Below are 17,838 nucleotides of genomic sequence, written 5' to 3'. Positions count from 1 at the left end.
CTGGAAGGAGCCGGTCATGATAATTCAGCGATGACCGCCGCCTCCCCGAACCCCGTGATGCTGCAGGGTGTGACGCCTCCCCTCGACACCCTGGGCGTGATCCGCGCCGAGGGCCCCGATGCCGCCGGCTTCCTGCATGGCCAGCTGACCCAGGACTTCGTGCTGCTCAAGCCCGGCGAGGCCCGCCTGGCCGCCTTGTGCAGCCCCAAGGGCCGCATGCTGGCCAGCTTCATCGGCATCAGGCCGGTGCCGGAGCAGGTGCTGCTGGTGTGCAGCCGCGACCTGCTCGCGCCGACGCTCAAGCGCCTGTCGATGTACGTGCTGCGCGCCAAGGCCAGGCTCAGCGACGCCAGCGCCGAATTCGCCGTGCGCGGGCTGGCCGGCGCCGCCATCTCTTCGGCCGGCGCCGATCCGCTGGCCGCGCCGGGCACCTGCACAGCCGCCGGCCCGGCCCACGTCATCGCCCTGTACCCGGCCGACGGCGTGCCGCGCGCGCTGTGGCTCGCGCCCGAGGGCACGCCCGCCCCGCAGGCGCCGGCGCTCGACGCAGGCCTGTGGGCCTGGAGCGAGGTGCGCAGCGGCGTGGCCACGCTGAGCGCGCCGGTGGTCGAGGCCTTCGTGCCGCAGATGCTCAACTACGAATCGGTCGGCGGCGTGAACTTCAAGAAGGGCTGCTACCCCGGCCAGGAGGTGGTGGCGCGCAGCCAGTTCCGCGGCACGCTCAAGCGCCGCGCCTACCTGGTCGAGGCCGATGCGCCGCTGGCCGCCGGGCAGGAGGTGTTCGCCGAGGCGGACCCGCAGCAGCCCGTGGGCACCGTGGTCCAGGCCGCGGCCGGCCCGGGCGGCGGCTGGTCGGCGCTGGTGTCGATGCAGACCTCGGCGCTGGAGGCCGGCGCGCTGCATGCCGCGTCGCCGCAGGGCCCGGTGCTCCGGCTGGAGCCGCTGCCCTATCCGTTGCTGCAGGACATCTGACCCGGCAGGCGGCGGCGCACTTTTTTCGACGATCCCGAACCCCTTTCGCAGGGCTGCGCCGTGCAAGGCACATCCCTCCCTCAACGCGAAAGGACCGTTCCATGCATCGCCGCCTTCTTCTCGGCACCCTGGCGCTGGCCGCCGGCGCCGCCGCCCTGCCCGCCCACGCCCTGCGCATGCCGGCGCCGGACACCCGCGCCGGCCGGTGGCTGCAGATGAGCGTGGTCGACCGCGCCACCGGGCGCGAACTTCCCCTTTACCGCCACGGCGGCGAGCTATGGGTGGCCGGCCGGCCCGGCGTCCGCTATGCGATCCGCGTGCACAACCGCCAGGGCGAGCGCCTGATGGCCGTGATATCGGTCGACGGCGTGAACATCCTCAGCGGCGAGACGGCCGGCGTGCAGCAGACGGGCTACGTCCTCGACGCCGGGCAGCGCGCCGACATCGTCGGCTGGCGCAAGAGCGACTCGGAGATCGCCGCCTTCGAGTTCACCGCCGTCGCGCGCTCCTATGCCAGTCGCACCGGCCGGCCGGACCACGTGGGGGTGATCGGCGTCGCCGTGTTCCGCGAACGGCCGCAGCCGGTGGCCGTGCCGGCCCCGCCGCCCGCGCTGCAGCGCGAGCAGCGTGCCGAAGCCGAGGCGCCGCCTGCGCCGGAAGCCGGCGCGGCGGCCGATGCGATGGCCTCGCGCAAGGCGGCGCCCGGCCTGGGCACCGGCCACGGCCGGCGCGAGACGTCGTGGGTGACGCACACGGAATTCGAGCGCCGCAGCGACCGGCCCGACGAGCTGCTGCGCATCCGCTACGACAGCCGGGGGAACCTGGTGGCGGCGGGCATCATCCCGGCGCCGGTGCCGCGCCCTTCGCCGACGCCCTTGCCTTTTCCTGCATCCCCGGCCGGCTACGTGCCGGACCCGCCGCGATACTGATGACGGCCGGCGGCGCTCACAGCGCCTTGCGCATCTCGATGTGCGGGATGCCCACTTCCTCGAAGGGCTCGCCCGCCGGCGCGTAGCCCGAGCGCGCATAGAAGCGCTCGGCGTCGCGCTGGGCGCTCAGGGTGACGGCGCGGTCGCCGCGGGCGCGGGCGGCGTTCTCCAGCGCGTGCAGCACCGCCTCGCCGTGGCCGCCGTTGCGCAGCACGCGGTGCACGGCCATGCGGCCGACGCGGCCCACGCCGTCCTCGGCCGGCAGCAGGCGCCCGGTGGCGATCGCCTGGCCGAGCCGGTTGCGCGCCACGGCGTGCACGGCCGTGGCGTCCGCGGCGTCCCACTCCTCGGCCGCCGGGATGCCCTGCTCCTCGATGAAGACCTGCCGGCGCAGCGCCGAGGCGCCCTCGCCCAGCGCGGCCCAGTCGCCGGTCAGCACCTCGGTCATCGGCTCGCCGGCCTCGTAGCCCTGCAGCACAGCGCGCAGCGCATCCGGCACGGGCCGGGAGGTCTGCGTCGCCGGGTCGGCGAAGACGTACAGCAGCTCGCAGCCCACCAGGTACTGGTTGCGCCGGAACAGCACGCCCTCGAACAGCATCGACGAGTTGCCGATGCGCGCGCACTTCATCCCCACGTCCAGCACCTCGTCCAGCCGGGCCGAGGCGCGGAAGTCCACGGTCGCCTTGCGCACGAAGATATCGCCGCCGAGCTGGTGCATGGCCTCCTCGTAGGGCATTGCCAGCGCGCGCCAGTAGTCGGCCACCGCGGTGTCGAAGTACATCAGGTAGTGGGCGTTGAAGACGATCTTCTGCATGTCCACCTCGGCCCAGCGCACGCGCAGGCGGTGGAAGAAGCGGAAGTCGGCGCGGGTGGGGTCGGGTCGTGGGTCGGTCATGGGTGAAGAAGAGCGGATTGCAGTGCGCGCGCGGCGTCGGCCTGCGCGCTCAGGGCCTCGGGAACGGCGCGGCCCATCTTGAGGAACTCGTGGATCACGCCGCGGTAGATCTCCAGGTCGACCGGCACGCCGGCCAGGCGCAGCTTGTCGGCGTAGGCGATGCCCTCGTCGACCACCGGGTCGCACTCGGCCAGGCCGATCCAGGCCGGCGCTACGCCTTCCACGTCGTCGGCCAGCAGCGGCGCGAAGCGCCAGTCCTCGCGCTGGGCGTCGTCGATGTACTGCGCGAAGAACCAGTCGACCAGGCGGCGGGTGAGCACCGGCCCGTCGGCGAAGCGGCGGTACGAGTCGGTGTCGGCCCAGGCGCCGGTGCCGGGATAGAACAGCAGCTGCAGCGCGACGGGCAGGCCGGCGTCGCGGGCCAGGATGGCGCACACCGCCGCCAGCGTGCCGCCGGCGCTGTCGCCGCCGAAGGCCAGCCGTGCGGTGTCCAGGCCCAGCGTGCTGCCGCCCTGCCCCGCGATGAACTGCACGGCGTCCCAGGCGTCGTGCACGGCGGTCGGGAAGCGGTGCGCCGGCGCCAGTCGGTAGTCCACCGACGCCACCGCGCAGCCGGACTGCGCGGCCAGCACGCGGCACAGCGTGTCGTGCGTGGCGATGCTGCCGACGGTGAAGCCGCCGCCGTGGAAGTACAGCAGCAGCGGCAGGCGCCCGGCCGACGGTGCATACAGGCGCGCCGGCAGCGCGGCGCCGTCGCGGGCGGGGATGGCGAAGTCCTCGACGCGCGCCAGCGGCGGCTTCGGCACTTCGAGCACGCCGGCGCCTTTCTCGTAGGCCCGCTTGGCCTCGTCGGGCGACAGCGCATCCAGCGGCGGGTGGCCGGCGCGCGCCATGCGCTCGACCACGCCGGCCATGCGGGCCGTGAGCCCGGCGCCCGCGCTCACGGCCGGGCAGGCGCGAAGTTCACGACCACCGGCTGCGCGCCGGGCAGCCCGTCGTAGGTGGCCAGCACGCTCAGGCCCGGCTGGGGCGGCAGCAGCGGCGAGAAGGAGCCCAGGCTGATCAGGTCGCCCGGCTTCATCGAGAGGCCTTCCCTGCCCAGCGCCTCGGCCAGCCAGGCCACGGCGTTGAGCGGGTGGTCGAGGATGTCGCTGCCCTTGCCGCGGGCCAGTTCCTTGCCGTCCCGGCCGTCGTTCAGGCGCACGGTCATGCCCTGCAGCGCATCGAGCATGGCGGCGCGGCCGGCCTCGTCCTGCGGCACCGCCACCGGCACGCCCTTGACGCCCAGCCGCGCGCCGACGTTGATGGCCGCCACGCCGGGCCCGTTGAGCTTGGGCGGCGCCTGCACCGCGAGGTCCGGCAGCTCGATGAAGGGGATGACCTGGTCGATGGCCGACAGCACCTCGGCCGGCGTCCTGGCCTGGTTGACGGCCTCGCTCTTCACGCGCACCAGCATGTCGGCCTCGTACAGCGGGCGGGCGCCGAAGGCCGGATCGACCACCGCGCCCGTGTCCAGCAGCATGTCCTGGTAGAGCACGCCCCACACCGGCTTGTCGTAGTTGAAGCGCTTCTGCACGGCGGCATTGGTCAGGCCCGCCTTGTAGCCGGCGACGGCGCCGTGGCGCGCGGCCAGGCGCCGGTTCAGCGCGGCACGGGTGCAGGCGGCGTCGGCCTCCGAGAGGCCCTCGGGCGTGTCGGCGGGCGTCTTCGCGGCGATGGCCCCGGCCAGCGCGTCGACTTCCGCGTCGCTCAGGCAGGCCGCGGCGGCCGGCAGTGCGGCGAAGGCTGTAGCCAGCGCGACAACGGCGAGGGTTTGGGCGGGGCGCATGGAAAGCTCCTCTTTGTTAGATTGGGCGGCTCGCATCGTATCGCCTCATCTTTTCGACCGCCCTGCCCCATGGCCCTCATCAACTACCTCACCCAGATCCAGTTCGAGTTCGGCGCGCTGCGCCTGCTGGCCGACGAATGCCGGCGCGTGGGCATCGCGCGCCCGCTGGTGGTCACCGACGCCGGCGTGCGCGCCGCCGGGCTGCTCGACAGGACGCTCGCGGCCCTCGGCGGGCTCGAAGCGGCCGTGTTCGACCAGACGCCCTCCAACCCCACCGAGGCGGCCGTGCGCGCCGCAGTGGAGGTCTACCGCGGCGGCCGCTGCGACGGCCTGATCGCCGTGGGCGGCGGCTCGGCCATCGACTGCGCCAAGGGCGTGGCCATCGCCGCCACGCACGAGGGGCCGCTCAAGACCTACGCCACCATCGAGGGCGGCTCGCCGAAGATCACCGACCGCGTCGCGCCGCTGATCGCCGTGCCCACCACCGCCGGCACCGGCAGCGAGGTGGCGCGCGGCGCCATCGTCATCGTGGACGACCACCGCAAGCTGGGCTTCCATAGCTGGTTCCTGATGCCCAAGGCCGCCATCTGCGACCCGGAGCTCACGCTGGGCCTGCCGCCGCGGCTGACGGCCGCCACCGGCATGGACGCCATCGCGCACTGCATGGAGACCTTCATGTCGGCCGCCTTCAACCCACCGGCCGACGGCATCGCGCTCGACGGCCTGGAGCGCGCCTGGGGCCACATCGAGCGGGCGACCCAGGACGGCAGCGACCGCGAGGCGCGCCTGAACCTGATGAGCGCCAGCATGCAGGGCGCGATGGCTTTCCAGAAGGGGCTGGGCTGCGTGCACAGCCTGAGCCACAGCCTGGGCGGCATCGATCCGCGGCTGCACCACGGCACGCTCAACGCCCTGTTCCTGCCGGCGGTGGTGCGCTTCAACGCGGGCGCCGAGTCGGTGCAGAAGGAGCAGCGCCTGCAGCGCATGGCGCGCGCCATGCACCTGGACCAGCCGGGCGACATCGCCGAGGCGATCCGCGACATGAACGCCCGCCTGGGCCTGCCCCGCGGCCTGGCGGAAGTGGGCGTGACCGACGCCATGTTCGAGAAGATCATCGACGGCGCGATGGCCGACCACTGCCACACGACCAACCCGCGGCTGGCCTCGCGCGAGGACTACCGGGAGATGCTGGCCAGCTCGATGTGATCAGGCGGCGGCGGGGCCGTCGCCGCAGGCGCGCGTGCTCCAGCGGTCCCACACGGCCATGGTGACGGCGCGGTAGTGGTTGAGCTGCGCCGGGAAGTGCACGAAGCGGTGCGAGCGCGTCGCGTAGATCGGCGACACGCCCAGCGTCATCGCGTCGACGACATGGCGCGCGTCGATCATGCTGAACTCCATCAGGGTCTCCATGATCAACTGCTGGTCGCCGCCGCTGGCATAGACCGAGGAACGGTCCGGCGTCGATTCGATGCGCTCGCACATCCTGTCGGCCAGATGCTGCATCGCCGGCGTGCGGCGCAGGCCGAACATGCAGCTGTTGACGGGCCAGGCGCAGTGGTCCGTGCCGATGATGAACTCGCGGTCCGCGACGAGCGGCTCGACCGGCTGGGCCTGGTCGACGGCCAGGATGTCGGCGTCGATCCAGAACACGAACTCGTGCTGCGGCAGGTGGTGCCGCACGAGGTGCGCCTTGGCCCAGTTGCCGGCGCTGGCGCGCAGGTCGCCGGGCAGGAAGCCGGGCGCTTCCCGATAGGCGTGGTACGCGTACCCGTGCCGGCGGCAGTAGGCCGACAGGCTGCGCTCGTGCAGGTCGGCGTAGCCCGCGATGTGGTGCGTGTGCAGGGTCACGAAGGCGATTTGCGCACCCTCGTTGAGGTGCAGCGCGGGCGCGCGTTCGGCACGGGCAGCCGCCTCCGACGCCTGGGCCGGACGCAGCGGGGTGCCGCTGGCACGCGCCGAAGCCTCTTCCAGCAGCGCCTGCACGTAGCGGAAGTCGTAGCTCGGCGAGGGGCGCCACAGCCCGTCGCGCCGTTCCCACTCGGGTGCGTTGTGCGCGACCAGGGGCGCGGCGTCGTGCAGGCTGTCCAGGGCGCTGCCGTTCTGCCAGACGGTCTGCACCGAGGCGAAGTGCCCGCTGCGCAGCCGCTCGTGGAATGGGTGGACCGGGAACGCCTGGCCGAGCAGTTCGACCTCGGCCATGGCGGTGCAATCGGGCAGGTACATCGCCCAGCGCGACAGGCGCAGCACCAGTGCGCGCACCCGTTCGCGGATCTCCGGCGTGGCGCGCAGGATCATCCCGCTGGGCGTCGGCAGCGCGACTTCCTGGCCCTGGCTGCTGACGACTGCGTCGTGGCCCTGCGCCACGGCCGCCAGGTCGTGCGGGGCGTACACGACCGAGAACGCGTCGAGCACCAGCAGCAGGCCGCCGTCGGGCAGGCGCAGGAGTTGCTGGTAGATGGCGTGATAGCGGTGCAGCACGCCCTGCCGCTCGCCGAAGACGCCCGTGCCGTCGACGACCACGTGCTCGTAGCCGTGGGCCTGCGCATAGCCGGCATGGTTGCGCTCCAGGCCCTCGACGGGCCGCGTCGAGAAGAAGGACAGGACGATGTGCATGGATCTTCCGGTGCCCATGCCGGCAGGCGTGGCCGGTCAGTGCGATGTTGCGGAAAAGGCTTGCATCGATTCTGCATGACCTCCGTGCGCAGGCCTGCCCGCTTCCCGGCTACGTCATCTCCGGCGGCGTGGCGGCCTGTGCCAGCGTGTACAGCGCCCGCACCGCGCCGGCGGCCGCGCCGATCTCCGCAAGCGCCTGCTCCGACAGCCTCGACGCGGACAGCGCCTCGAGGGCCTGCGCGTCGTAGCCGCACGTCACCAGCACCCAGTCGGCCACGGCGTCGCCACCGCGGATCTTCTGCTCCTGCGTCGCCGCGATGGCCGGCGCCTCGTGCCGCAGCAGGTGCATGCCGACGATGCCTGGCGCCAGCATGGCCTCGCCCGCCAGCAGCGCGAGGGCCGGGCGCAGGCGGTCGGCCTGCCCGGCGGCGGGCGACAGGCGGATCGTGAGCGCGTGCCGCGCCACGGCGCCGCCGCGGCTTTCCAGCACGTGGCACTGGCTGCGCACCATGTCACGGTGGTGCGGCATCAGCCGCGTGGACCAGGGCGTGGGTGCGTTGAGCCGCTCGAGGTACGGCGCCGACGACAGCACGTCATGGTCGCGCAGTTCGTACATCACGAAGATGCCTTCGCCGCCGTCGGCCGCGGTCCAGCGCGCGGCGCGCAGGAAGCCGGGGATGCCCAGCCGCTCCGGGAAATGCTCGTGCGCGTGCCAGTGCTCGAACTCCGCACGCATCTCCGGCGCCATGCTCCACCACATGGCCAGCGCCGCTCGACCCAGAACCGACATGGATGTGTCTCCTTGCCCCGGCTGCGCCGGGCTTCAAATGATGTGGATTTCCTCGATGCGGTAGACCGCGATCGGTGCCAGCAGCGGGTCGGCGTGGACCAGGCGCTGACCGGCCGGCGAGGCCAGCCCGGCGCGCAGCGCTTCGACGTCGTCGAACCACAGCTCCGAGAGCGCTTCCACCGCGTCGGCGCTGCCGGCGGGCACGCCCGCGTGCACCGGGTGGCTGCGGTCTACCACGAAGTTCTGCACCTGGCGGCGCGCGCCGGGCACGGCCACGCCGGCCGCCGCCGACTCGCGCAGCCAGCGCGCCTGCAGGCCGTCGGCCGGCACGCCCGCTCGGCGGGTGGACAGCCACAGCAGCTTGGCCGGGTGCTGGCCGCGCTCGAGGCGCTCGCTGCCGAACAGCCGCTCGGCCTGCAGCACGAGGATGGTGATGCCGCCCTGGAACAGCGGAATGTCGGCCTTCACCCTGGCGTACTCTGGCGAGGCGTCGGAGACCTCCATCGCCGCGATGCTGCCGAAGGCGAGCTGCGAAATGCCGTCGATGGCTTGCACCGGCACGTCGCCGGCCTCGTGGAAGCGCTCGGCGATGTGGTTCTGGCGGTAGGTGCCGACGCCGGGCAGATGCGAGGCGAGTTCGCCGTGGATGCGGATCCAGTGGTCGCGGAACCGAGCTTCGCTCAGGCCCTCGCGGCGGCTGATCAGGGCGCTGCGGTAGATCGTCATCGGGACCGGGGGATGAGGCGCTGCTGCCGCAATTCCTCGAAGCGGCCCAGCAGTGCCGCCTCGGAGTCGAGGCAGCCGCCGAAGCCGGCGCGGCGGATCTTGCCGAGCTCGAACAGCACGTCATTGGAGAAGGCGGTCTTGAACATGTAGTCGGCCCATTGCCAGTCGACCAAGGCATGCAGGTCGGGCTGGCGCAGGTCCTCGCGTTCGGCGATGCGCCGCCACAGCGGCGCGAGTTCCGCCGCCACCTGCGTCAGCGGCACGGGCATCGGCTCGCCCGCCGCCAGGTCGAAGTGGCCCGCGACCACAGGCCAGCTGTTGCGCCAGCGGCCGGGGTCGCCGTTGGCGATGTTGAAGATTTCGTTGGCCGCCGTCGCACCGGTGGCGCACCACGCGGCGGCAGCGGCGATCTGGTCCGCGTCGGCCAGGTGGTGCAGTGCGTTCCACGAAGCCGCGGGGCCGGGAAAGCGCAGCGGCAGGCCCTGCTCGCGCGACAGCGTCGCCAGCACCCCGATCGCCATCACCAGGTTCATGGGCGCGCGTTCGGAGAAGCCCGTGACGTAGGGTGGAATCAGGTGCGACCAGGTCCAGCCCGCGGCCGCCGCGCGCTCGGCCAGGTGGTCCTGCTGCGCGTAGTAGAAGTTGGGCCCCAGGTGGCGCGGGTCCGTCTCGCGGGCCGGCGTCTTGATGGCGCCCCACTGCAGGCCGTAGTACTTGCCGCCTGTGACGAGCACGAAGCGCTGCAGGGCGCCGGGCTGCGCTTCGCCGAGGTCGATGGCGTGGCGCAGCATGGCCAGGTTGGGCGCCACCTCCTCGGTGCGCGTGGGCCGGTGCTGGTAGGCCGCGTAGAACACGTGCGTGACCGGCGCCAGCGCCGCGGCCGCCGAGCGCACCGAGGCAGGGTCGAGCAGATCGACCGCGAGGCCCTGGGCGCCGGCGGGCGCCGAACCGCCCCGGGTGGCGCAGGTGACGCGCCAGTCGCCGGCGCGCGCAAGGTGGCGGGCGATGGCGCCGCCGATCACGCCGGTCGAGCCGACGACGAGGGCGTGCTTCATGCCCGGGCGTCCAGCCAGTCGGGCGCGGCGCGACGCAGCCCGGCGGTGTCCGGGAAGGCGCCGCCGACGGGCAGCGGGTCGATGCGCAGGCGTGTGAGCCGCAGGAAGTCCATCTTCCAGGCGCCGTCCTCGCGGACATACGCTTCCTCGTAGTGGCCCCAGCCGGTGAAGCCCCGGGCCTCGGGCGCCTCCTTCAGGCGGATCGGCTGCGGCCATTCGAGGTGGTCCTGCATGGCCCAGACAGCGCGGGCGCGCTCCGGCGACAGGAACACGATCTCCGGCGTGTGGCAGTGGTGGACGGAAACGGCATCGGCCAGGCGCGCGGACACGCCGGCCACGAAGGCGTCGGCGTCCGCGCCCTCGGGCGCCGAGCCGAAGCCTTCGAAGCGCGCACCGGCGCTGAACAGCCCGCGCAGGCGCTCCCACTGCTTGGTGTCGATGTAGCGGCAGTACCGCGCCTTCAGCGACCGGATGTCCTCCAGCGCCTCGAACTTCTCTCGCATGTCCATCACGTCTGCGTGTCCTTCTTCTTTCTTGACGCGGCCCGGCGGCGGGCCGCGGGTGCCGGCTTGTCGGCCGGCGGGGGATCGGCCTTTGCCGGCATCTCCCCGCCCTCGCCGCCCGACTTCTGCCGGGCGATGGTCTCGGTGATCTGCTGCGCGGTCTCCACGATCGAGCGGCGCAGGCGGTCGAAGTCGGTGGCCTCCCAGCGGCTTTCCGCCACCACGAAGGTGATGCTGCCCAGCACCTTGCCCTCGGGGTCGAAGATCGGCGCCGAGATGCCGCCGGTGCCAGCCACCATCTCGGCGCGGGTGATGGCGTAGCCCTGGCGCGCCAGCTGCGCCATCTGGGTGCGGAACTCGGCCCAGTTGTTGCCCAGCCCGGCGGCGCGGATCTCGTCCGCGTGGTGCAGCGCCATGTTGCGCAACTGGTAGGGCGAGAGGTGCGCCAGGATGATCTTGGCCATGGCGCCGCGGAACAGCGACATGGGCCGCCCGCGCTCGAAGTGCCTGGCGATGGAGGCATCGGGCCAGGCGATGTCCACGCACATGATGCTGTCGCGGTAGAAGCTCGCCAGCATCATGTTGAGCTTGCGCCGCGCGGCCACCTCGTGCATGAGCTTGCTGCTGGCGGTGAGCAGCGGGTCGCTGATGCGCATCAGGCGGTCCAGCTCGACGATGCGCGGCCCCAGCACGTACACCCCGCCCGCCATGGATGCCAGTAGCCCGGCATCGCACAGCGTGCCGAGGTAGCGGTAGGTGGTCGCGCGCGATGTGCCGAGCGCCTCGACGAGGTCGTCGAGGTGCGCGCTGATGCGTCCTTCCCGGAAGTAGTCCAGGATACTCAGGCCTTTGGCGAAGCTGCTGTTCACGGTCTGCTCACGTCCGGTTCATGGGGAGGGCGAAGAGGCCGGGCATGGGGCTCCGGCGCCTCATCCGCCGAACCAGCGCGCCGGCACCGTCACCAGCCACGGGCAGAACACGAGCAGCAGCAGCAGTCCGAACTGGGCGATCATGAAGGGCATCACCCCCATGGTGATCCTGTCCATGGACATGCGCCCCACCCCGGCCACGACGTTGAGCACTGTACCAACAGGCGGCGTGACCAGGCCGATGGCGTTGTTCATGATGAACAGCACGCCGAAGTACACCGGGTCGATGCCGGCGGCGTTGACCACGGGCATGAGCACGGGCGTGAGGATCAGCACCGTCGGCGTCATGTCCATGGCGGTGCCCACCGCCATCACCAGCAGCATCATGGCCAGCATCAGCAGCGTCGGATGCTGCAGCAGCGGCTCCAGCATGCGCGTGACCTCGCCCGGGATGTCGGCGACGGTAATCAGCCAGGCCGAGACCATGGCGGCGGCGATGAGGAACATCACCACGGCGGTCGTCTTGGCCGCCGACACGAACACCCGGTACAGCGCGCGCAGGTCGAGCTCGCGGTAGACCACGGTCGCCACGAACAGCGAGTACACCGCCGCCACGGCCGCGGCCTCGGTCGGCGTGAAGACGCCCATCTTCAGGCCCACGAGCACGATGAGCGGCAGCGCCAGCGCCCACAGCGAACCGCGCAGCGCGCGAAGCTGGTCGGCGCGCGAGGCGCGCGGCGGCAAGGTGACCTGCTCGCGGCGGCTGACCCACGCCCAGGTGCCGGCCACCGCCACCCCCATCAGCAGGCCGGGCACGATGCCGGCCATGAACAGCTTGCCGATGGACACGTTGCCGGCGACGCCGAAGATGATGAAGGCGATCGACGGCGGGATGACGGGCGCGATGACGCTGGAGGCCGAGATGAGCCCGCCGGCGCGCGCCGGGTCGTGCCCCGCGCGCACCATCATGGGCAGCAGCAGCGCCGACAGCGCCGCCGCGTCGGCGACGGCGGAGCCCGAGAGCGCCGCCATCAGGCACGCGGCGATGACGGTGACATAGCCCAGGCCGCCGCGCTTGTGCCCCACCAGGGTCATGGCCAGGTTGACGATGCGCTGCGACAGGCCGCCCACGTTCATGATCTCGCCGGCCAGCATGAACAGCGGCACCGCCAGCAGCGGGAAGCTGTCGGCACCGTTGATCACGTTCTGCGCCAGGATCTGGGCGTCGAACATGTCCAGGTGCCACATGAGTGCGACACCGGAAGCCAGCAGCGAATAGGCGATCGGGATGCCGATGGCCATGGCGGCCAGCAGCGCGCCGAGGAAGATGACGACGGTCATCGGGAAGACTCCGCAGGGGCGCTTTGGTAGGTGTGGGGCTCGTCTTCGGACTCGCGCACCATGACGGTCTCGGCGTCGCTGAGCCGGCCGCCGAGCAGGCGCAACAGCGCGTAGGCCAGCAAGGCGATGGCCGACATGCCGAAGACGATGCCCGAGGCGTAGAACACCGCCACCGGGATGCCGCTCACGGGCGCGCTCACGTCCAGGTTGAGTTCGGCCTGGGTGTAGCTGCCGGACAGCAGCAGCCAGGACACGTACAGCATGATCACGTGCGCGACGCCGAAGCAGGCCAGCCGCGCCGGCCGGGCCAGCCGGCTGACCACCATGTCGGTGCCCAGGTGCGCACGCTCGTGCAACGCCACGATGGCGCCGAGGAAGGTGAGCCAGACGAAAAGCCAGCGCGACAGTTCCTCGGAGATCAGGATGCCGGCGTTGAAGCCGTAGCGCAGCACCACGTTGCCGAACACGAGCACGAGGATGGCGGCCAGCAGCGCGGCGTTGAGCACGTCGAGCAGCCGGCAGTACAGGTCGATCAGGCGCTTCATCCGGTCGTCCCGGCGATCAGTGCACCGTCTCGTGGATCTTCTTCATCTCGGCGCGATACAGCTCCACCAGCGCCGGGTCGTAGGTGGCGGCGAACTTGTCGGCCACCGGCTTGGTGACCTCGCGCATCCTGGCGATGGTTTCCTTGGGCACGTCGTTGATCTGCATGCCCTTGGCCAGCAGGGCCTTGCGGTCCTTCTCGGCGGCCTCGCGGCTGAGCGCGCGGTGGTAGGCCCCGGCCTCGCGGGCGGCATCGCGCAGGATCTTCTGCTCGGCGGGCGACAGCCGGTCCCAGAACTTCTTGCTCACCAGCACGGGGTTGGCGGTGTACACGTGGTTGGTCACGCTCATGTACTTCTGCACCTCGTAGAACTTGCTGGTCAGCACGATGCTGTAGGGGTTCTCCTGTGCGTCGAGCGCATGCGACTCCAGCGCGCCGTAGAGCTCGCCGAAGGCCATGGGGACGGGGTTGGTGCCCAGTGCCGAGAAGGACTCCAGGAACAGCGGGTTGCCCATCACGCGGATCTTCAGGCCCTTGACGTCCTCGGGGGTCGTCACCGGCTTGCGGCTGTTGGTGACGTTGCGAAAGCCCGTCTCCCAGTAGTCCAGGCCGACCAGGCCCTTGTCTTCCAGCTTCTTCAGCATGGCCTGGCCGAAGGGACCCTGCAGCAGGGCGTCCACCTGCTTTGCATTGCTGAAGGAGAACGGCGTGTCGATGAGGCTCATCTCCTTGACCAGCGAGGCCACGGAGGTGGTGGCCGGGGCGAACATCTCCTGCACCCCGCCCTGGAGCGCACCGACCTGCTGGGTCTCGCTGCCCAGCACGGAGGCGCCGTACTCGCGCACCTTCATCTTGCCGCCGCTCTTGCTGGCCACCAGCTCGGCGAACTTCTCGGTGCCCAGGGCGATGGGGTGGCCCGGCTGCACGAGGTGGCCGAACTTGATCACGCGGTCGCGCACGTCCTGCGCCAGTGCGCCGGCGGATGCCGCGACCAGGGTGGCGACGAGTGCGAGATGACGAAGCTTCATGGGGGAGTCTCCTGTGTCGGGGTGAGTGGATGGGCGCGGGCTCGCCATGCGGGCCTGAACGGGGCCGGAGGATAGTCGCGACGAGCATGTCGAAGTCTAGTGAATTTCCCGTATTAGTATAAAAATCAAAAGTCGCATATGATGGTATTTATCTTTTAGTGAGACTTGATTCCATCCACGCCCGGCCGTTTCCGGGAAGGGAGACAGCCATGAACGACCACACGGACGCGCCCGCGGAGCGCCACCGTCTCGACGGCCGCGTCGCGGTCGTGACCGGCGCCGCCGGCGGCATCGGCACCGCCATCGCGCAGCGGCTCGCCGCGCTGGGCGCCGCCGTCGCGCTGCTCGATCTGCCGCGCGCGGCGGCCGAGCTGGAGTACCTGCGCCGGAGCCTGCCGACGCGCGGCCTGGCCGGCGTCTGCGACATCGCCGACCCGGACTCGGTGGCGGCCGCGGCGGAACGGGTGCACGCGCAGCTCGGCGGCTGCGACATCCTGGTGAACAACGCGGGCGTGCTGGGCCGGCATGCCGCGCTCGACGGCATGGACCTGGCGGACTGGGACCGCCTGATGGCCGTCAACCTGCGCGGCCCCTTCCTCTGCACACGCGCGTTCGGCGCGCTGATGCTGGCGCGCGGGCGCGGCAGCATCGTCAACATCGGCTCCATCGCCGCCGGCAAGCCCAACGCCTCGCCCGCCTACAGCGTGAGCAAGGCCGGCGTGCTGGCGCTCACGCGGCACACCGCCGTGGAATGGGGCCCGCGCGGCATACGCGCCAACGCGGTCAGCCCCGGCTTCATCCGCACGCCGCTGTCGGCCGTGCACTACGCCAGCGACGAGATGCTGCAATGGCGCACCGGCCTGGTCCCGGTGCGTCGGCTCGGCACGACCGGCGACATCGCCGACGCGGTGGCCTACCTGGCGAGCGACGCCGCCGGCTTCGTCAACGGCCAGGACCTGGTCGTCGACGGCGGCTTCCTCGAGACCCCGCTCATGCACGCCCAGCCGAAGGCCGACCAGTACGGCGGCCACGGGCACTGACTCCCCTCTCACACAAAGAAAGGTGCACACCATGGCCACCACCCCCGGCCTCGCCGGCGAGCAGGCGCTCGCCCCCCTCGATTCGCGCTACGTCAATGTGGACGCGCTGCCCTGGAAGCCCACGCCCACGCCCGGCATCGACATGAAGGTGCTGATGGAGGACGTGCAGAGCGGCCTGCTCACCGCGCTGTTCCGCTGGCAGCCGGGCACGGCGCTGCCGCTGCACGAGCACGTGGAGATCGAGCAGACCTACGTGATCTCCGGCAGCATCGTCGACGACGAGGGCGAGGTGCGCGAGGGCGACTACGTCTGGCGGCCCAAGGGCAACCGCCACGTCGCGCGTTCGCCCGGAGGTGCATTGGTGCTCTCCTTCTTTCTCAAGCCCAACAGGTTTCTCGTGGGCGAATTGGCGGGTCAGGAATTGAAGTGACCACGTGACCATGCTGATCGAAGAACGCTGCTACGTGCTGCACGCAGAGCACACTCCCGCCATGTACCTGGATCTCTATCGCCGCAGCGGCGCCCTGGACCTGCAGGTGAAGACCCTGGGCAGGCTCCTGGGCTACTTCGTCACGGAGATCGGTGAGCTCAACGCCGTCGTGCACCTGTGGGGCTACGACAGCTTCGAGGAGCGCGTGCGCCGCCGCGCCGCGCTCGCTGGCGAGCCCCTGTGGCAGGACTACCTGGTGAAGATCCGCCCCATGCTCAAGTCGATGAACAACCGGCTGCTCGTGCCGGCCGACTTCTCCCCCATCCGCTGACCTCCTCTTCAACGACCGCACACCCATGGCACTGCACCTTCCCACCCTGCACGAAACCGCCGCCGGCCGCACGCTGGTGTTCGACTCGGCCACGCACGTCGAGGCCTACGTGGCCGCGCACCCCTGCCAGGGCGACGTGGTGGTCAACGCGTCCTACTCCGGCGTGCTCTGCGCGCGCATGGTGATGTCGGCGCGGCCGCGCGCCGTGGTCGGCCTGGACTGCGCCATCGGCAAGGACGGCGCGGGCATCGCCGGCCTGTGGTACTACGAGGCCCTGGGCGTGCCCGCCGCCGCGACCGACACCATGACCGCCGAGATGGGCAACGGCCGGGACCTGTACGAGAACGGCGTCATCAGCCGCGTGAACGACAGCGCGCAGCGCCTGGGCATCGCGCCGGGCATGCAGGTGCGCGAGGTGGCCGAGGCCTTCAAGACCGGTGCGCTCAAGCCCGCCTCCTTCGATCCCGCGCGCCGCCTCGTGGTCCACACCGGCGAGCACGGCCGCAGCATCGTCTGCACGGACTCCATCGCCTTCGCGCTGCCCGAGGACCGCGAGCGCAACGTGCTGTGCACCGCCGGGCACACCGGCCGCAGCGTGGTCGAGTACTTCCGCCAGTTCCGCCCCTGGGCCTTCATCTGCTCCGACGGCGGCATCGGCAAGAACCAGTCGGGCATCTCCGCGCTGCAGGACGTGGAGGCCGACGGCATCGCCGGTGCCTCGGTCGACGCGCTGACCGCGCGCATGGGCGACGGCCAGAGCACCTACTTCGACGGCGTGATCAGCGCCGCCAACAGCGTGGCGCAGGCCAAGGGCGTGCGCGTCGGCCAGACGGCGCGCGAGGCGGCGGCCCTGCTGCTGAAGTGAGCGCCGTGGCATTCGTCAACCTCATCCACGAAGGCGCCGCGCGCGCGGCCGTCACCGACGGCGACCACTACCGCCTGCTGCCGGCCGCCGACGATCCGTCGGCCGAACTTGGCGAGCGCATCATGCGCGGCGAGGACCTGGCGCAGCGCGCCCGCTCGCCCGGCGAACGCATCCCCGCCGAGACCGCGCGCTTCGCGCCGCTGCTGACGCGGCCGGGCAAGATCATCTGCCTGGGCCTGAACTATTTCGATCACGCCAAGGAAGGGGGCCGCGAGAGGCCCACATACCCCTGGTTCTTCCTGCGCGCGCCGAGCTCGCTGCTGGCGCACGGCGAACCGGCGCCGCTGCCCGCGGTGTCGTCGCAGTACGACTACGAGGCCGAGCTGGCGGTGGTCATCGGCCGGCGCGGCAAGCAGGTGCCGCGCGAGCGGGCGCTGGACCTGGTGCTGGGCTACACCTGCTTCAACGACCTGTCGGTGCGCGACTACCAGAAGAAGACGCCGCAGTGGACCATCGGCAAGAACTTCGACGCCAGCGGACCCTTCGGCCCGGCGCTGGTGCTGGCGAGCGAACTGCCGCCCGGCGGACGCGATCTGCGCATCCAGTGCCGCGTCAACGGCCGGGTCATGCAGGACGCCAACACCTCCTCGATGATCTTCGGCGTGGCCGAGACCATCGAGATCCTCACGCAGTGCATGACCCTGGAGCCCGGCGACGTCATCGTCATGGGCACGCCGGCCGGCGTGGGCTTCGCGCGGCAGCCTCCCGTGTGGCTCAGGGAGGGGGATCAGGTGGACGTCGAGATCGAGCGGATCGGCTGCCTGTCGAACCGCATCGGCCGCCTGCCGGGCTAACCCCGCTTGCCGCCCAGCAGCACCAGCGCGCCGCCGACCACGATGGCCGCCACGCCGGCCCAGGTCGGCACGTTGACCGTCTCCTTCTCCTTCACCGACAGCTCGAGCGGGCCGATCTTGGCCTGGTGCGTCTCCTTGGTGAAGCTGAAGCCGCCGAGGGACAGCGCGACGATGCCGGCGACGATGAGCACGATGCCGATGATGCGGGTGGCGTTCATGGTGGGA

General features: G+C 71.4%; 21 protein-coding genes. 8 read left to right on the top strand and 13 right to left on the bottom strand.

Annotated elements, in window-relative coordinates; translation table 11 throughout:
* Positions 1-30: 30 nt before the first annotated feature.
* Complete coding sequence (gene ygfZ, locus Q392_RS28230; RefSeq protein WP_038216636.1) at positions 31-972, top strand: CAF17-like 4Fe-4S cluster assembly/insertion protein YgfZ; 942 nt, start codon at positions 31-33, stop codon at positions 970-972.
* A gap of 101 nt (positions 973-1,073) precedes the next feature.
* Positions 1,074-1,901: a hypothetical protein gene (locus Q392_RS28225; protein ID WP_038216633.1), complete on the top strand. Its 828-nt coding sequence runs from the start codon at positions 1,074-1,076 to the stop codon at positions 1,899-1,901.
* Between the two features lie 16 nt (positions 1,902-1,917).
* Here the strand turns inward: Q392_RS28225 and Q392_RS28220 are convergent, their stop codons facing one another.
* The 3 genes from Q392_RS28220 to Q392_RS28210 are packed head-to-tail and all read right to left on the bottom strand — an operon-like array spanning position 1,918 to position 4,624.
* Entirely contained in the window at positions 1,918-2,796 is an 879-nt protein-coding gene (locus Q392_RS28220) for a YbgC/FadM family acyl-CoA thioesterase (protein WP_038216628.1), read from the bottom strand.
* The gene (locus Q392_RS28215) at positions 2,793-3,710 is read right to left on the bottom strand and encodes an alpha/beta hydrolase (protein WP_084217475.1); all 918 of its coding nucleotides are present in this window, start codon (positions 3,708-3,710) and stop codon (positions 2,793-2,795) included. The genes Q392_RS28220 and Q392_RS28215 overlap by 4 nt, the downstream gene beginning before the upstream one ends.
* Positions 3,711-3,736: 26 nt before the next feature.
* Complete coding sequence (locus Q392_RS28210; protein ID WP_038216608.1) at positions 3,737-4,624, bottom strand: 2-keto-4-pentenoate hydratase; 888 nt, start codon at positions 4,622-4,624, stop codon at positions 3,737-3,739.
* A 69-nt stretch (positions 4,625-4,693) separates the two neighbouring features.
* Here Q392_RS28210 and Q392_RS28205 point away from each other — a divergent pair, with 69 nt between their 5' ends.
* On the top strand, positions 4,694-5,830 hold the full coding sequence (locus tag Q392_RS28205; protein ID WP_038216605.1) for an iron-containing alcohol dehydrogenase: 1,137 nt from the start codon (positions 4,694-4,696) through the stop codon (positions 5,828-5,830).
* Here Q392_RS28205 and Q392_RS28200 read toward each other — a convergent pair whose 3' ends face one another.
* The 9 genes from Q392_RS28200 to Q392_RS28160 form a co-directional block, all read right to left on the bottom strand.
* Entirely contained in the window at positions 5,831-7,237 is a 1,407-nt protein-coding gene (locus tag Q392_RS28200) for a glycosyltransferase family protein (protein WP_038216602.1), read from the bottom strand. It lies immediately after the preceding gene.
* A gap of 109 nt (positions 7,238-7,346) precedes the next feature.
* Positions 7,347-8,027, bottom strand: a complete 681-nt coding sequence (locus Q392_RS28195) for a hypothetical protein (protein WP_038216600.1) — start codon at positions 8,025-8,027, stop codon at positions 7,347-7,349.
* Between the two features lie 33 nt (positions 8,028-8,060).
* Positions 8,061-8,753, bottom strand: a complete 693-nt coding sequence (locus Q392_RS28190) for an EthD family reductase (RefSeq protein WP_038216597.1) — start codon at positions 8,751-8,753, stop codon at positions 8,061-8,063.
* Entirely contained in the window at positions 8,750-9,808 is a 1,059-nt protein-coding gene (locus tag Q392_RS28185) for an SDR family oxidoreductase (RefSeq protein ID WP_038216583.1), read from the bottom strand. Before Q392_RS28185 ends, Q392_RS28190 begins: the two co-directional genes overlap by 4 nt.
* Positions 9,805-10,317, bottom strand: a complete 513-nt coding sequence (locus tag Q392_RS28180; RefSeq protein ID WP_051954033.1) for a nuclear transport factor 2 family protein — start codon at positions 10,315-10,317, stop codon at positions 9,805-9,807. Before Q392_RS28180 ends, Q392_RS28185 begins: the two co-directional genes overlap by 4 nt.
* Complete coding sequence (locus tag Q392_RS28175) at positions 10,317-11,180, bottom strand: IclR family transcriptional regulator (RefSeq protein WP_038216581.1); 864 nt, start codon at positions 11,178-11,180, stop codon at positions 10,317-10,319. The genes Q392_RS28180 and Q392_RS28175 overlap by 1 nt, the downstream gene beginning before the upstream one ends.
* Before the next feature lie 60 nt (positions 11,181-11,240).
* Complete coding sequence (locus Q392_RS28170; protein WP_038216579.1) at positions 11,241-12,521, bottom strand: TRAP transporter large permease; 1,281 nt, start codon at positions 12,519-12,521, stop codon at positions 11,241-11,243.
* On the bottom strand, positions 12,518-13,066 hold the full coding sequence (locus Q392_RS28165) for a TRAP transporter small permease (RefSeq protein ID WP_038216576.1): 549 nt from the start codon (positions 13,064-13,066) through the stop codon (positions 12,518-12,520). The genes Q392_RS28170 and Q392_RS28165 overlap by 4 nt, the downstream gene beginning before the upstream one ends.
* A 16-nt stretch (positions 13,067-13,082) precedes the next feature.
* Positions 13,083-14,093, bottom strand: coding sequence for a TRAP transporter substrate-binding protein (locus tag Q392_RS28160; protein ID WP_038216573.1), 1,011 nt, complete (start codon positions 14,091-14,093; stop codon positions 13,083-13,085).
* Positions 14,094-14,302: 209 nt separating this feature from the next.
* Between Q392_RS28160 and Q392_RS28155 the strand changes: the two genes are divergently transcribed.
* From Q392_RS28155 to Q392_RS28135, 5 genes are read left to right on the top strand one after another with little or no spacing between them, the layout of a single operon-like run.
* Complete coding sequence (locus Q392_RS28155; RefSeq protein ID WP_051954032.1) at positions 14,303-15,133, top strand: SDR family NAD(P)-dependent oxidoreductase; 831 nt, start codon at positions 14,303-14,305, stop codon at positions 15,131-15,133.
* A gap of 31 nt (positions 15,134-15,164) precedes the next feature.
* The gene (locus Q392_RS28150) at positions 15,165-15,563 is read left to right on the top strand and encodes a cupin domain-containing protein (protein ID WP_038216569.1); all 399 of its coding nucleotides are present in this window, start codon (positions 15,165-15,167) and stop codon (positions 15,561-15,563) included.
* Between the two features lie 10 nt (positions 15,564-15,573).
* Positions 15,574-15,894: an NIPSNAP family protein gene (locus tag Q392_RS28145; protein ID WP_038216566.1), complete on the top strand. Its 321-nt coding sequence runs from the start codon at positions 15,574-15,576 to the stop codon at positions 15,892-15,894.
* A gap of 25 nt (positions 15,895-15,919) precedes the next feature.
* Positions 15,920-16,759, top strand: a complete 840-nt coding sequence (locus tag Q392_RS28140) for a hypothetical protein (RefSeq protein ID WP_038216563.1) — start codon at positions 15,920-15,922, stop codon at positions 16,757-16,759.
* Positions 16,760-16,764: 5 nt separating this feature from the next.
* Positions 16,765-17,613 (top strand): fumarylacetoacetate hydrolase family protein, encoded by an 849-nt coding sequence (locus Q392_RS28135; RefSeq protein WP_051954071.1) that lies wholly within the window; start codon positions 16,765-16,767, stop codon positions 17,611-17,613.
* Here Q392_RS28135 and Q392_RS28130 read toward each other — a convergent pair.
* Positions 17,610-17,831 (bottom strand): hypothetical protein, encoded by a 222-nt coding sequence (locus Q392_RS28130; protein WP_038216560.1) that lies wholly within the window; start codon positions 17,829-17,831, stop codon positions 17,610-17,612. The two genes, Q392_RS28135 and Q392_RS28130, sit on opposite strands and share 4 nt — an antisense overlap.
* Positions 17,832-17,838 lie beyond the last annotated feature (7 nt).

The sequence above is a fragment of the Xenophilus azovorans DSM 13620 genome (genome assembly GCF_000745855.1).
GTDB classification, from domain to species: Bacteria; Pseudomonadota; Gammaproteobacteria; order Burkholderiales; family Burkholderiaceae_C; genus Xenophilus; species Xenophilus azovorans.
This window is presented reverse-complemented; position numbering and strand designations above follow the sequence as displayed.

Coding starts and splice junctions, on each gene's coding strand:
- ygfZ (WP_038216636.1), top strand. CDS start 31: ATGACCGCCGCCTCCCCGAACCCCGTGATGCTGCAGGGTGTGACGCCT.
- Q392_RS28225 (WP_038216633.1), top strand. CDS start 1,074: ATGCATCGCCGCCTTCTTCTCGGCACCCTGGCGCTGGCCGCCGGCGCC.
- Q392_RS28220 (WP_038216628.1), bottom strand. CDS start 2,796: ATGACCGACCCACGACCCGACCCCACCCGCGCCGACTTCCGCTTCTTC.
- Q392_RS28215 (WP_084217475.1), bottom strand. CDS start 3,710: ATGGCCGGCGTGGTCGAGCGCATGGCGCGCGCCGGCCACCCGCCGCTG.
- Q392_RS28210 (WP_038216608.1), bottom strand. CDS start 4,624: ATGCGCCCCGCCCAAACCCTCGCCGTTGTCGCGCTGGCTACAGCCTTC.
- Q392_RS28205 (WP_038216605.1), top strand. CDS start 4,694: ATGGCCCTCATCAACTACCTCACCCAGATCCAGTTCGAGTTCGGCGCG.
- Q392_RS28200 (WP_038216602.1), bottom strand. CDS start 7,237: ATGCACATCGTCCTGTCCTTCTTCTCGACGCGGCCCGTCGAGGGCCTG.
- Q392_RS28195 (WP_038216600.1), bottom strand. CDS start 8,027: ATGTCGGTTCTGGGTCGAGCGGCGCTGGCCATGTGGTGGAGCATGGCG.
- Q392_RS28190 (WP_038216597.1), bottom strand. CDS start 8,753: ATGACGATCTACCGCAGCGCCCTGATCAGCCGCCGCGAGGGCCTGAGC.
- Q392_RS28185 (WP_038216583.1), bottom strand. CDS start 9,808: ATGAAGCACGCCCTCGTCGTCGGCTCGACCGGCGTGATCGGCGGCGCC.
- Q392_RS28180 (WP_051954033.1), bottom strand. CDS start 10,317: ATGGACATGCGAGAGAAGTTCGAGGCGCTGGAGGACATCCGGTCGCTG.
- Q392_RS28170 (WP_038216579.1), bottom strand. CDS start 12,521: ATGACCGTCGTCATCTTCCTCGGCGCGCTGCTGGCCGCCATGGCCATC.
- Q392_RS28165 (WP_038216576.1), bottom strand. CDS start 13,066: ATGAAGCGCCTGATCGACCTGTACTGCCGGCTGCTCGACGTGCTCAAC.
- Q392_RS28160 (WP_038216573.1), bottom strand. CDS start 14,093: ATGAAGCTTCGTCATCTCGCACTCGTCGCCACCCTGGTCGCGGCATCC.
- Q392_RS28155 (WP_051954032.1), top strand. CDS start 14,303: ATGAACGACCACACGGACGCGCCCGCGGAGCGCCACCGTCTCGACGGC.
- Q392_RS28150 (WP_038216569.1), top strand. CDS start 15,165: ATGGCCACCACCCCCGGCCTCGCCGGCGAGCAGGCGCTCGCCCCCCTC.
- Q392_RS28145 (WP_038216566.1), top strand. CDS start 15,574: ATGCTGATCGAAGAACGCTGCTACGTGCTGCACGCAGAGCACACTCCC.
- Q392_RS28140 (WP_038216563.1), top strand. CDS start 15,920: ATGGCACTGCACCTTCCCACCCTGCACGAAACCGCCGCCGGCCGCACG.
- Q392_RS28130 (WP_038216560.1), bottom strand. CDS start 17,831: ATGAACGCCACCCGCATCATCGGCATCGTGCTCATCGTCGCCGGCATC.